At 41.8% G+C, this 13759-nt stretch carries 14 protein-coding genes; all 14 read left to right on the top strand.

What is annotated here, in order from left to right; genetic code table 11:
- Positions 1–192 precede the first annotated feature (192 nt).
- The 14 genes from sppA (at position 193) to KVT11_RS14005 (ending at position 13563) form a co-directional block, all read left to right on the top strand.
- Complete coding sequence (sppA, locus tag KVT11_RS14070) at positions 193–1194, top strand: signal peptide peptidase SppA (RefSeq protein WP_024718673.1); 1002 nt, start codon at positions 193–195, stop codon at positions 1192–1194.
- 14 nt (positions 1195–1208) lie between these two features.
- Entirely contained in the window at positions 1209–1733 is a 525-nt protein-coding gene (locus tag KVT11_RS14065; protein WP_007501737.1) for an RDD family protein, read from the top strand.
- Between the two features lie 101 nt (positions 1734–1834).
- On the top strand, positions 1835–2542 hold the full coding sequence (locus tag KVT11_RS14060; protein WP_008343138.1) for a DUF2953 domain-containing protein: 708 nt from the start codon (positions 1835–1837) through the stop codon (positions 2540–2542).
- A gap of 14 nt (positions 2543–2556) precedes the next feature.
- Positions 2557–3009 (top strand): GerW family sporulation protein, encoded by a 453-nt coding sequence (gene ytfJ / locus KVT11_RS14055; protein WP_007501733.1) that lies wholly within the window; start codon positions 2557–2559, stop codon positions 3007–3009.
- A 112-nt stretch (positions 3010–3121) separates the two neighbouring features.
- Positions 3122–3622, top strand: a complete 501-nt coding sequence (gene tpx, locus KVT11_RS14050; RefSeq protein WP_007501731.1) for a thiol peroxidase — start codon at positions 3122–3124, stop codon at positions 3620–3622.
- Positions 3623–3710: 88 nt separating this feature from the next.
- Complete coding sequence (locus tag KVT11_RS14045; RefSeq protein WP_008343142.1) at positions 3711–4685, top strand: class I SAM-dependent methyltransferase; 975 nt, start codon at positions 3711–3713, stop codon at positions 4683–4685.
- 229 nt (positions 4686–4914) lie between these two features.
- Positions 4915–6099 carry an acetate kinase gene (locus KVT11_RS14040; protein WP_007501728.1) on the top strand — a complete coding sequence of 395 codons (1185 nt, stop codon included), beginning with the start codon at positions 4915–4917 and terminating at the stop codon, positions 6097–6099.
- Between the two features lie 99 nt (positions 6100–6198).
- A complete protein-coding gene (locus KVT11_RS14035; RefSeq protein ID WP_116307261.1) occupies positions 6199–6714 on the top strand; it encodes a MogA/MoaB family molybdenum cofactor biosynthesis protein in 516 nt (171 codons plus the stop codon).
- Between the two features lie 173 nt (positions 6715–6887).
- Positions 6888–8099, top strand: coding sequence for an argininosuccinate synthase (locus KVT11_RS14030; RefSeq protein WP_017358278.1), 1212 nt, complete (start codon positions 6888–6890; stop codon positions 8097–8099).
- On the top strand, positions 8096–9469 hold the full coding sequence (argH, locus tag KVT11_RS14025; protein WP_008343150.1) for an argininosuccinate lyase: 1374 nt from the start codon (positions 8096–8098) through the stop codon (positions 9467–9469). The genes KVT11_RS14030 and argH overlap by 4 nt, the downstream gene beginning before the upstream one ends.
- Before the next feature lie 119 nt (positions 9470–9588).
- Complete coding sequence (locus tag KVT11_RS14020) at positions 9589–10494, top strand: phosphotransferase (protein WP_116307259.1); 906 nt, start codon at positions 9589–9591, stop codon at positions 10492–10494.
- A 95-nt stretch (positions 10495–10589) separates the two neighbouring features.
- On the top strand, positions 10590–11345 hold the full coding sequence (locus KVT11_RS14015; protein WP_008343153.1) for an SDR family oxidoreductase: 756 nt from the start codon (positions 10590–10592) through the stop codon (positions 11343–11345).
- Positions 11346–11412: 67 nt separating this feature from the next.
- Positions 11413–12096: a metal-dependent hydrolase gene (locus tag KVT11_RS14010; protein ID WP_017367834.1), complete on the top strand. Its 684-nt coding sequence runs from the start codon at positions 11413–11415 to the stop codon at positions 12094–12096.
- A 144-nt stretch (positions 12097–12240) separates the two neighbouring features.
- Entirely contained in the window at positions 12241–13563 is a 1323-nt protein-coding gene (locus KVT11_RS14005; RefSeq protein ID WP_017358275.1) for a CBS domain-containing protein, read from the top strand.
- Positions 13564–13759 lie beyond the last annotated feature (196 nt).

Below are 13759 nucleotides of genomic sequence, written 5' to 3'. Positions count from 1 at the left end.
TAGATATAGGGAGAGGATAAAATAACCAATTTTTCGTCATGATGAGCAAATGATAGAAGATGTAAAGTTGATCGTCATTTCACATCGGTGCTATCATATGTTGAAATGAAATGTAAAAAAACCACAGTTCCTGTGAAACATTTCATGTGTGTATTCGTATGAACGAAGTGAGACAAAAAGGAGGAGAAAGAAATGAATGCGAAAAGATGGGTAGCCTTAATCATTGCACTTGGTGTTTTCGGCTTTTCGATTGTGATTAGTATCACGACGGCCTTGTATGAAAGCTTCAATGATAATAAGATGAGCTATCAATTCGGGGACGAAATCGAAGAAAAGGTATTAGAAGATGGAAGCGGTGCGAGTAAAATTGCTGTACTTGAGATTAATGGCACGATTCAAGATAACGGCGGTGCATCCAGCCTTCTAGGCGGGGAAGCATATGATCATCGTGCGTTCTTAAAAGAATTAGATAAAGCAAAAGACGATGCGTCTGTGAAAGGTGTCTTGCTGCGCGTCAACTCTCCTGGCGGCGGTGTCTATGAAAGTGCTGAAATACATAAAAAATTAGAAGAAGTAAAGAAAGCGAAGAAGCCAATTTATGTTTCCATGGGTTCAATGGCGGCTTCTGGCGGCTATTATGTATCCACTCCAGCGAAAAAAATCTTTGCTTCACCTGAAACGTTAACAGGCTCTCTCGGGGTCATCATGCAAAGTTTGAATTATGCAAAGCTAGCAGATAATTTAGGCATCAAATATGAAACCATTAAAAGTGGAAAATTCAAAGACATCATGTCCCCAAATCGTGATATGACAAAAGATGAGCGCGACATCATGCAAAGCATGGTTGACAACTCTTATGAAGGCTTTGTGAAAGTCATCTCAGAAGGACGCGGCATGTCTAAGCAGGACGTCAAGAAAATTGCTGACGGCCGAATCTATGACGGAACACAGGCGAAATCGAACGGATTAGTGGATGAGCTTGGGTACTATGAAGATGCACTAAAAGCAATGAAGAAAAATGAAAAAGGCTTAAAAGGAGCAACAGTAATCAGCTATTCACAAAGCTTTGGCTGGAACTCTCTTTTCAATATGAGTGCAAGCAAGCTCTTTAAAAGCGAAATTGATTTTCTGAACTTAAAAGAAACACTGGCTGGCTCAAATGGGTCTAAACCGATGTATCTCTATTCAAAATAAAGGAGGGATCATAGATGGATTCTACATTCGATGAAGTAACGGAAAGTCGCAGCCAAGAGGGAGAATCAAGGCCGACTCTTGCGAAGCGCACTTCAATTGAAGCGCAAGCCTTTGCAGGTTTCTGGATTAGATTTTGGGCATTTATCCTAGATTGGCTCGTCGTATGGGGTGTTAACCATTTGACGGTTTCTCCAATCTTTAGTCTCTTTGGCTGGTCAAAAGGTGGAGGCTGGTTTTCCCCATTTTCCGTCACAACCACAATTGTCTTTCTGCTTTATTTTGCGATCATGACGAAGATTTTCCAACAAACACTTGGAAAGATGGTGTTTGGAATCAAAGTCGTCTCACTTCAGCCGGAGAAGAAGCTGTCATGGGATGTCATTTTCTTTAGAGAAATTGTGGGGCGATATATTAATACGCTTTTTGTTCTCTATGCTGTGGTTGGGTTCACGCCGAAAAAGCAAGGGGTTCATGACTACTTTGCAGATACGGTGGTTGTTCATGAACATTTATATGAAAAAACAGAATCAAACGCATAACCAAAGAGAGTTTGGCCGGGTACCGGTCAAACTCTTTTTTTGGGTGATTGGGTATAAAATCCAGAAGGAGAGCCATAATCGTAGAGGAAGCATCATTTGTTATGGAGGAAGTGAGCACAGTGCTGTACGTTTGGATCGCAGCTTTTTTGTTCCTTGTGATCTTATTGATCTTTATGAAAGTGACCATTTCACTGGACTATTCACATGCAAATGACAATGACCATATTGCGGTGAAGATCATCACCTTATATGGAATCGTCAGACTGAAGAAAGACATTCCGATGGTGAAAGTGAATACGGAAGATCAAACGATTGATATTCGTGAAAAGAAAATGGCCAGCACCAAAACGCCTAATCAAGAAAAAGAAACCATGCATAAAAAAGTGGGAAAACGTGATGTGAAAGAAATCCTTCATCAAATGGAGCGTATTACAAAAGAGATTGTCGATCTAAACCGGATCATGCGAAAGTTCTTCATTCATATAAAAATCGTCTCATTTCACTGGTCCACATGGATTGGTTTTCATGACGCAGCTTTAACAGGTGTAGCAGCCGGCGGTGTGTGGTCAGTCAAAGGAGCACTTCTTGCCTTTATGCAGGAGCATCTCACCTTTAAGCACAAACCCGTCTATGAAGTGATTCCCGCTTTTCAGCACAATGTATCACAGACACACTTTGCATGTATAGCTTATTTTCGGATTGGACATGCTATGCTTGCAGCCATTCGATTACTTGTCCATTGGTTAAAAGGGAGAAAGGCGAGAAAAAATGCCTCTCTTCAAGCAACGAAGAATGAATCATCTGTTTAAGGAGGAACCCGAAAATGGCAGATCATCCAATCCAAGGTCTGATGAAGACAGCGATGGAAAACTTAAAAGAAATGATTGATGTGAACACGATCATCGGCGATCCAGTCGAAACCCCTGACGGCAGTGTCATTCTCACTGTGTCAAAGGTTGGTTTTGGATTTGCAGCCGGCGGCAGTGAATTCAACGGTAACCAAAAGAAAGAAAAACGGTCTGATGAACAAGAACGAAAAGAACCGAGACTCCCATTTGGAGGCGGAAGCGGCGGGGGAGTATCGATTACACCAATCGCCTTTTTAATTGTGGGAACAAATGGCGTTAGAATGCTTCATTTGGATGAACACACACATCTGCTCGATAAAATATTGGATTCTGCTCCTCAAGCAATTGAACGTCTTCAGCACATGTTTAAGAAGGATGAACGGGAGCATCGTCACAAAGAACGAAAACTAGATGACATAGACCTTTAAAAAGTTAGCTGCCCTGCAGTTAACTTTTTTTTCAAAATGGACGATTAGGCTTTGCAGTTTTTTGCTTTCTCTACTATGATAGAACCATACATTTGATAAGGGAGGAATTGTTTTGGCATCGATCACATTTAAAGGGAGCCCAGTAACGCTTGTAGGAAATGAAGTGAAAGTAGGCGAGCAGGCTCCAGATTTCACGGTATTAACGAACTCACTAGGGGAAGTTTCACTTTCTGATTTAACAGGAAAAGTGACGATTATCTCAGTGATTCCTTCTATTGATACAGGTGTGTGTGACGCACAAACAAGACGTTTCAATGAAGAGGCAGCCGGCTTAGGTCCGGTCAATATTTATACCATTAGTGCAGACCTACCATTTGCACAAGCACGCTGGTGCGGAGCAAACGGAATTGAAAATGTCGAAACATTATCTGATCATAGAGATATGTCATTTGGTGAAGCGTTTGGTTTATATATGAAAGAATTGCGTTTATTGGCGCGTGCGGTCTTCGTATTAGACCCAAGCGGAAAAGTGGTTTACACTGAGTATGTAAGCGAAGCAACCAATCATCCAAATTATGAAAAAGCCATTGAGGCTGCGAAATCACTGTTATAAAAGCAGCATCGACAAGAGCTCCGGCTTCATACTGGGGCTCTTTTCAATGAGAACATATAGCTTTTAACAAAGCGAGGAGAGAAAAGCATTGCAGAAAGATCAAGTGAGTACGATTTTTGAGCTGCTCGATACAGCTTCAATTCGTTTAAAAAAGGAACAGAACATTTCCTATATTGAAGCATTGGCAGAAGCAGGAGAAGCCTTTTTCCAGTCAAATGATCGAAACGGTTTACTAAAAGATTTAATAGAGAAAGCAGATTTCGCCTCTTATGATCATGAGCAGATTCGTAAAGCGTTTCAGCTCGCCGTACTGAAAGGACAAAAAGATATTTCACATCCAAACCGGCAGATGACACCTGATACAATTGGTCTGTTTGTCAGCTATTTGGTCAATAAATTTTTAGAAGGACAAAAAGAGCTGGTTGTCTTTGATCCAGCAGCGGGAACAGGGAATTTACTGCTTGCGGTCCTCAACAATGTAACAGCAGAAACAAAACGTGGTTTTGCCTCTGAAATTGATGACGTGCTCATTAAAATTGCGTGGGCACAAGCGAACTTAGAAGAAAAAGAAGTAGAGCTTTTCCACCAGGACAGCCTTGAGCCGCTTCTTATCTCACCAGCAGATGTTGCTGTATGCAGTCTTCCTGTCGGGTATTATCCAAATGATGAGCGCGCTAAAGACTATGAATTAAAGGCAAAAGAAGGTCATTCCTTTGCGCATTATTTATTCATTGAGCAAAGTCTTCGTTACACGAAAGAAGGCGGCTTCTTATTCTTCATCATTCCAAACGATTTATTTGAAGGAAAAGAAAGCGTACAATTAAAGGATTTCATCAAAGAACATGCATATATGAATGCGTTAATTCAGCTGCCAGTCTCTATGTTCAAAGACAAAAAGCATGCCAAAAGCTTATTTGTGATGCAAAAGAAAAAAGAGGGGCTCGAAGCACCGAAACGTATGCTATTTGCCAATCTGCCATCTTTCTCACAGAAGGAAGCAATGGTTGGCGTCATGAGAAAATTAGACCAATGGTTTATAGAAGAAAAAGAAACGAAAGAATAGCCAGAGTGATGTCTGGCTATTTTATTATTCAGAAAATAACGACTTATTGATGTAAGCGGTAACAGTTCGAAGGTGTACTTGAAATGCAAAGTTTTCAATGTTTAAATGAAAAAGTCAGATATTTTTCGGACTTATCGTTAAACTATAAAAGACCCGTTCAAACAGGTTGAATATAGCACCGAAAAAACGTGAAACCTTATATAACAACTGAGTAAAAGGAGCGACAGTAATGTCCAAAATTATTGCAATCAACGCAGGAAGCTCATCTCTTAAATTCCAATTGTTCGACATGCCAGAAGAAACCGTTTTAACAAAAGGTCTTGTTGAAAGAATCGGAATGGACAACAGTATCTTCACGATTTCTGTAGATGGAGAAAAGAAAACAGAAGTCACAGATATTCCAGATCATGCAGTAGCGGTTAAAATGCTGCTTGAAAAACTAATTGAATTTAACATCATCAAAGACTTTAATGAAATTGATGGCGTAGGACACCGCGTCGTTCACGGCGGAGAAAAATTCAGCGATTCTGTTGTATTAACAGATGAAGTCATCAATGACATTGATCAGCTTTCAGAGCTTGCACCACTTCACAACCCTGCAAACGTTGTAGGAATCAAAGCATTTAAACAAATTCTGCCTGACGTACCAGCGATTGCTGTGTTCGATACAGCGTTCCACCAAACAATGCCAGAGCAGTCTTACCTATACAGCCTTCCGTACGACTACTACAAAAACTTTGGTATTCGTAAATACGGATTCCACGGGACAAGCCATAAGTTCGTAACAGAGCGTGCAGCAGAGCTATTAGGCCGTCCTCTTGAAGAGCTTCGTTTGATTTCTTGCCACCTTGGAAATGGTGCAAGTATCGCAGCAGTTGAAGGCGGAAAATCAATCGATACGTCAATGGGCTTCACACCACTTGCGGGTGTTGCAATGGGAACACGTTCAGGTAACATTGACCCTGCCCTTATTCCATTTATTATGGAGAAAACAGGACATACAGCGGAAGAAGTACTTTCTACTTTGAATAAGAAGAGTGGTCTTTTAGGTGTGTCTGGTCTTTCAAGTGATCTTCGTGATATCGAAGAAGCGACAGAAGAAGGAAACGACCGTGCAGAAGTAGCACTAGATATTTTTGCAAGCCGTATTCATAAATACATCGGTTCTTATGCAGCGAGAATGAATGGTGTAGATGCCATCATCTTCACAGCTGGAATCGGTGAAAACAGCTCAGAAGTGAGAGCACGTGTACTTCGTGGTCTAGAATTCATGGGCGTATACTGGGATCCATCTCTTAACAACATGAGAGGCGAAGAAGCATTCATCAGCTACCCTCACTCTCCTGTAAAAGTCATCGTGATTCCAACGAACGAAGAAGTCATGATTGCAAGAGACGTTATGCGTTTAGCGTAACATCCTTTTAAAGCTCTTTTCCTCAGCGGAAAAGGGCTTTTTTCTATTGAAATCAGCATGCTATAATGTGAGGCAATATGAAAGGAGCGGTGTGAAGAGATGAGCGTCGAAGAACATAAACGCGAAGCGAAAACGAGGCTTCATGTAAAAGTCATTACCGTCAGTGATACAAGGACAAAAGAAACAGATAAAAGCGGCCGTCTGATGATTGATTTGCTCAAAGAACAAGGGCACCTTATTCTTGCATACGATATTGTGAAAGATCACATTGGAGCGATTCAAGACGCCGTTTTAGAAGGAACAAGTGAAGCGAAGATTGATGCCGTCTTGTTAAACGGGGGAACTGGTATTGCAGCAAGGGACGTCACGATTGAATCCATTACCCCTCTTTTCTCAAAAGAGCTGCCGGGCTTTGGAGAAATTTTTCGCATGCTGAGCTATACAGAAGATATTGGATCAGCCGCTATCTTATCTAGAGCGTCGGCAGGGGTGATTAACCAAAAAGCCGTTTTTGCCACACCAGGCTCTACCGGAGCAGTTCGGTTAGCCATGACCAAACTCATTATTCCAGAGCTTCCTCATGTCTTGCGAGAGCTTGAAAAAGATCAAAAATAGCCCAAAATGACTCTGCCAAGAAAATTTGGCAGAGTTTTTTTCATAAAGGGGTTGAAAAAACAATTTTTCCTTGTTACAGTGTATACATACTAAATGCATGTTTATAAATTAAAACTTATTTTTATGCAAAAAACATTCACAGAATCAAAACAAGCGAGAGGAGCTTTTCAAACATGTCACAAAATAAAAAAGTCGTATTAGCATATTCCGGAGGTCTTGATACCTCTGTTGCAGTTAAATGGTTACAGGAGCAAGGTTACGAAGTTGTTGCTTGCTGCCTGGACGTAGGTGAAGGAAAAGATTTAGCATTCGTTCAGCAAAAAGCACTTCAAGTCGGAGCTGTTCAATCTTACATGATCGACGCAAAAGAAGAGTTTGCTGAAGAATTTGCACTTGCTGCACTGCAAGCACACACGATGTATGAAGGAAAATACCCGCTAGTGTCTGCACTATCTCGTCCGCTCATTGCTAAAAAATTAGTGGAAGTTGCAGAGAAAGAAAATGCAGTAGCTGTTGCACACGGATGTACAGGTAAAGGAAACGACCAAGTTCGTTTTGAAGTATCAATCAAAGCATTGAATCCAGACCTAGAAGTTCTTGCACCAGTGCGTGAATGGAAATGGTCTCGTGATGAAGAAATCGACTATGCACAAAAGCACGGGATTCCAATTCCGATTAACTTAGACAGCCCATATTCAATTGACCAAAACCTTTGGGGCAGAAGTAACGAATGTGGTATTTTAGAAGATCCTTGGGCAGCGCCGCCAGAAGGTGCTTATGATCTGACAAATCCACTTGAAAAAACACCTGACACACCTGAAATCATTGAAATCACGTTTGAAAAAGGAAAACCAACAGCGATTGACGGAATCCAGTATTCATTATCTGATCTGATCCTTCATTTAAATGAAGTTGCTGGCCAGCATGGTGTAGGCAGAATCGATCATGTTGAAAACCGTCTTGTTGGAATCAAATCTCGTGAAGTGTATGAGTGCCCAGGTGCAGTTACCCTATTAAAAGCACACAAAGAACTTGAAGACTTAACGCTTGTTAAAGAAGTAGCACACTTTAAGCCAATCGTTGAACAAAAAATGGCTGAATTAATATACAACGGCTTATGGTTCTCACCACTTAAAGGAGCACTAGATGCATTCTTACAAGAAACGCAAAAGAACGTAACAGGTGTTGTACGTGTGAAACTATTTAAAGGCCATGCCATTGTAGAAGGACGTAAATCACCATATTCACTTTATGATGAAAATCTAGCAACTTACACAAAAGCAGATGAATTCGATCATGATGCAGCTGTAGGATTTATTAACCTTTGGGGTTTACCAACAAAAGTAAACAGCATCGTGAACAAAAAGGAGCAGGTTAAAGCATGAAAAAGCTTTGGGGAGGCCGATTTCAAAAAACACCAGAAAAATGGGTCGATGAGTTTGGTGCATCCATTCATTTCGACAAACAATTAGTCAAAGAAGATCTGACCGGCTCCCTTGCCCATGCAAGTATGCTGAATAAATGCGGTATCATCGGTGATGAGGAGGCCGCTGCAATCAAAGACGGACTGAATACGCTCATGAAAAAGGCAGAGGCGGATGAACTCGATTTCTCAGTAGATTATGAGGACATTCATTTAAACCTTGAAAAAATGCTCATTGATGAGATTGGTCCGCTTGGCGGCAAATTGCACACAGCGAGAAGCCGGAATGATCAGGTCGCAACCGATATGCATTTATATTTGAATAACCAAGTAGAGCATATCATTGAGCTGATCTCTTCTTTTCAAACAGTGCTTGTAGAAAAAGCTGAACAGCACGTTGAAACGATTTTTCCAGGATATACGCACTTACAGCGTGCACAGCCTATCTCCTTTGCTCACCATATGCTCGCCTACTTTTGGATGCTTGAGCGGGACAAAGCGCGTTTTCAAGATTCATTGAAGCGGATTAATGTGTCACCACTTGGATGCGGGGCGTTAGCAGGAACGACATTCCCAATTGATCGTGAATATACAGCAGAGCTTCTGGGCTTTGACCATATTTACGAGAACAGCCTTGATGGCGTGAGTGATCGTGATTTCATTTTAGAGTTCTTGTCTAATAGCAGTCTTGTGATGATGCACCTCTCACGTCTTTGTGAAGAAATCATTTTATGGTGCTCTCAAGAATTCAAATTCATTGAGCTTGATGACACGTACGCAACAGGTAGCAGCATGATGCCGCAAAAGAAAAACCCGGATATGGCTGAATTGATCCGCGGAAAAACAGGCAGAGTATATGGTAACCTGATGGGACTGCTCACGATTATGAAAGGCTTGCCGCTTACGTATAACAAAGACTTGCAAGAAGATAAAGAAGGCATGTTTGATACGGTGAAAACGATCGCTGGCAGCCTGCAAATCTTCACAGGCATGATTCAAACAATGACAGTGAACGAAGATGTCATGAAAAAAGCAACAAAAGAAGATTTCTCAAATGCGACCGAAGTGGCAGACTACCTTGCGAAAAAAGGCATGCCATTCCGTGAAGCACACGAAATCGTTGGGAAGCTTGTGTATACATGCATTCAAAAAGGCATCTATTTAAGTGACCTTCCATTTGAAACATTTACAGAAGCAAGCGGCCTCTTTGAACAAGACATTTACACTGTTCTTGATCCGTATGTTGCTGTTGAAAAAAGAACAAGTGCAGGTGGAACTGGATTTAAACAAATTCAACTCGCTTTAGAAAAAGCAAAAGCCTGCCTAGCATAATTCGCCAAAACCATTCGTTTATACGGATGGTTTTTTGTCATGGGAAAAAGGAGATTGATCTTCACTGAAGAAAATGAAAGCATACCAGTGTCAAGCTGAATAAGGAGTGACAACAGTTCATGAAGAAAACGCTTCAGACTTTGTTTGATCAGCCTATCGTATCAGTGAAAACGTTAGGAGAACCATACGATGGCCGGGCTAATGATGTGTGGCTGATTTCCTTACAAGACAAAACGGAATATGTAGTGAAATCTCCAAAAACTGCAAGAGAAGAAAGTGAATTTGTATATGGGATCAACATGATTTATGGAGTAGATGCCCGTACTGTACAGGAGCATCTTGATGAAATCAATGAAAAGTTGGCTCATACGAATTCCTTTCATATTCCGAAAGTTGTTCGTAAAGTGAAGAAGGCGGGGAAACACTTTTATGTCATGGAAAAAGTAGAAGGAATCCCTTTAACATCTTTTGAGGGCCGTTCAGCACAATTCTATAGGGATTACGGGAGGAAACTAGCGCATCTTCATTCATATCAAACAACCTTTTTCGGTGCAGTATACGGGGGAGAAAAGAGACATTTGAGAGAATTCCATGCGCTGTTAAAAAAGACAGTCTCCAAACTCATCAGCCGCTATTACGCTGATCAGCCTGAATATCAGGATTATGCAGAAAAGGTGCAGCAAAAGCTTGAAACGCTAAGTCCTCCTGATGCAGCCAGTCTCATTTTAATTGATTTAGACCCATCGCAATATATTGAAGACGATGATCAAGTGGCGAGTCTAGTTGATACGGAATATGTGGTATTTGGACCAGCTGCGTTTGATTTTATTGCACTCGAATACCTTTTGACGAAAGAAGCTGCACAAGCGGTTCAATTAGGATATGAAGAGATTTGCCCGCTTCCTCGTCAGCTTCATGAGGTGAGAGAATGCTATCGGTTTGTTTCGCTGCTTCTCGATATCCATGGTTCATGGGATATGAAAAAGTGGATGAATCACCCTATACGGTTTTCCCCTCATTGTTAAAGGGTTCAAAAGTGCGAAGGGAGCCGGTTTATAGTAAAGTAAAGATAATAAAAGAAACACATGAACTTGCAACCTTTGCTTTAGGAGGAGATTGTGTGCGACACGCATTAATAACAGCGGGTTCTAAAGGACTTGGCAGGAAAGTCACCGAGTCTTTACTGAATATGGGGTATTCTGTGACAGTGAATTATCGAAGTGATGATGAAGCTGTCCGGCAGATGAAAGAAGAACTGCAAGAATACGAAGAAAAGCTTCAATTTGTCCAAGGCGATGTGACAAACAAAGAAGATTTAAAAAACATGGTCGAGCTGGCAGCAGAGCGATTTGGGCGGATTGATGCCTTGATCAATAATGCTGGACCTTATATTTTTGAACGAAAAAAACTCGCGGATTACTCTGAAGACGAATGGTATCAAATGATGGAAGGTAACCTATCCGCAGTGTTCCATTTGTTCCGAATGGTGATCCCTATGATGAGAAAACAAGGCTTTGGCCGGATTATCACATATGGCTTCCAAGGAGCAGACCATGCGCCAGGCTGGATGCACAGATCAGCTTTCGGAGCGGCAAAAGTGGGCCTTGCGTCATTGACGAAAACCATTGCGATTGAAGAAGCCGAAAACGGCATCACCGCTAATATGGTGTGTCCAGGCAAAATCGTTGGAGACATGAAAGAATCAACGATAGAGGAAGCACGTCAGATAAAAGACGATGAAACACCGATTGGTCGGTCTGGGACAGGTGAGGATATCGGTCGTATCATTTCATTTCTATGTGATGACCGTTCAGACCTCATTACAGGAACCGTCATTGAAGCAACAGGTGGTCTTAATGTCATTCACAGGCACTAAGTTTTTCAGCTTTTTATAGAGGGAATAGGAAAAAATGAGATCAAATTCGAAAGGTGGATATATTTACATGAAAGCTACATATCATGGACATTCAGTCGTACACATTGAAACAAACGGATACCATATTTGGATTGATCCATTTTTAAATGGAAATAAGCACACGGAAATCAAACCGCAAGATGTCAAAGCCGATGTGATTTTGCTCACGCACGGGCATGGAGATCACGTTGGAGACACGATTGAAATCGCTAAAAACAATGACGCACTTGTGATTGCGCCATTCGAACTTGCCACTTATTTAGGCTGGCAAGGGGTAAAAACGCACCCGCTTTCTATAGGCGGCGGACGTGAATTTGAATTTGGTAAAGTCAAGCTGACGCAAGCGTTCCATGGCTCAGCGGTCATTGATGAAGAATCCAAAACGATTACGTATACAGGGATGCCATCCGGTATTTTATTTACTGCTGAAGGCAAAACAATTTATCATGCTGGAGACACGGCTCTCTTCTCGGATATGAAACTCATTGGGGAGCTGAATCATATTGAGCTCGCCTTCCTGCCAATAGGTGATAACTTCACGATGGGACCAGACGATGCGAGAATCGCAGCAGAGTGGCTTCGTGCGAAACAAGTCGTACCGATTCATTACAGTACATTCCCGCCGATTGAGCAAGATCCTCATGCCTTTGCAGACAGCTTGCATGGCGGCGTGGGTCACGTATTAAACAGCGGAGAATCCATCGATATTTAATAATAGGAAGAAAAGCCGGCATCCAACCGGCTTTTTTTATTTGCCTGTATCGTGCTCGTGTAAAAGACAAATTGCTATTAAAAGCCTCCTGCCTTTATAATGAAATATAGATGAAAACGCTGAAAACAAAAAGGGTGAACGGGATTGGCGACAAAGCATGAGCAAATTTTATCGTATATTGATTCATTAGATGTCGGAGAGAAAATTTCTGTCCGGCGTATAGCGAAAGAAATGAAAGTCAGTGAAGGCACGGCTTACCGGGCTATTAAGGATGCTGAAAATAAAGGGTTCGTGAGCACTATTGAACGAGTCGGTACCATTCGAATTGAACAGAAGAAAAAAGAAAATATTGAAAAGCTGACATATGCGGAAGTAGTCAATGTCATTGATGGTCAGGTGCTTGGCGGACGAGCCGGCTTACATAAAACGTTAAATAAATTTGTCATCGGTGCAATGGAACTGGATGCGATGATGAGATACACAGCAGCAGGCAACCTGTTGATCGTCGGAAACCGAATCAATGCTCACCGGCAAGCATTAGAGGCGGGAGCGGCTGTGCTGGTCACGGGCGGATTCTCAACAGATGATGAAATTATTCAGCTCGCAGATGAGCTTGAGCTGCCCATTTTATCAACAAGCTACGATACATTTACCGTAGCGGCTCTCATTAACCGGGCCATTTATGACCAGTTGATTAAAAAAGAAATTGTGCTTGTGGAGGATATTTTAACGCCGATAGAACGGACCGTCTATTTATCGCCAGAAGACAAACTTGAGAAATGGTATGAAAAGAATTATGAAACCGGGCACGGCCGGTTCCCGGTAGCAGACGATCAAATGAAAATTCACGGCATTTTGACCTCAAAGGATATTGCAGGCCATGACCGTTCTACACCGATTGAAAAGGTGATGACAAAAAATCCGCTGACCGTTATTGGCAAAACATCTGTCGCTTCAGCTGCACAAATGATGGTGTGGGAAGGTATTGAGGTGCTGCCAGTTGTAAATGATCATGCGAAGCTGATTGGGATGATTAGCCGTCAGGACGTGCTGAAGGCGCTGCAAATGATTCAAAAGCAGCCGCAGGTCGGTGAAAAGCTGGATGATGTCGTGTCACGAGGATTTAAGGAGACTGAGACAGAAAAACCAAAAACAGATGCGGTGTACCAATATGAAGTCTCACCACAAATGACAAATCAGCTCGGCAATATTTCGTATGGTGTGTTTACACAAATTTTAATCGAATCAGCCAACCGCTTCTTAAAGTCTCATAAAAAAGGCGAGCTAATTGTAGAAAGTCTTTCTGTCTATTTCTTAAAACCGGTTCAAATGGAATCCACGATACAGATCAAACCGAATATTTTAGAAGTTGGGCGCAAGTTTGGAAAGCTGGAAGTGGAAGTTTACCACCAGTCAAATATTGTAGGCAAAGCGATGCTGATGGTGCAGCTGATGGAGAGAGGATAATAGGCAAAAAAGGGCGGCATGAATGCGCCCTTTCAGCGTGTAGACAAACCCTCGCATTCGTTGTCAGTCCTGCGTGCTAGTGCTCACGAATGTGACATTCGCTCTGCGCCAGTACTCGTCCTTCCTAGGGCTGCAAAGGTTTTCTAACACGCTGAAAAGAAGAGAAAGGGCTAAAATAAAGTTCATTTTAGCCCTT

Origin of the sequence: Bacillus sp. GbtcB10, from assembly GCF_019091365.1 — a bacterium.
Lineage (GTDB): Bacteria > Bacillota > Bacilli > Bacillales > Bacillaceae > Bacillus > Bacillus altitudinis.
This window is presented reverse-complemented; position numbering and strand designations above follow the sequence as displayed.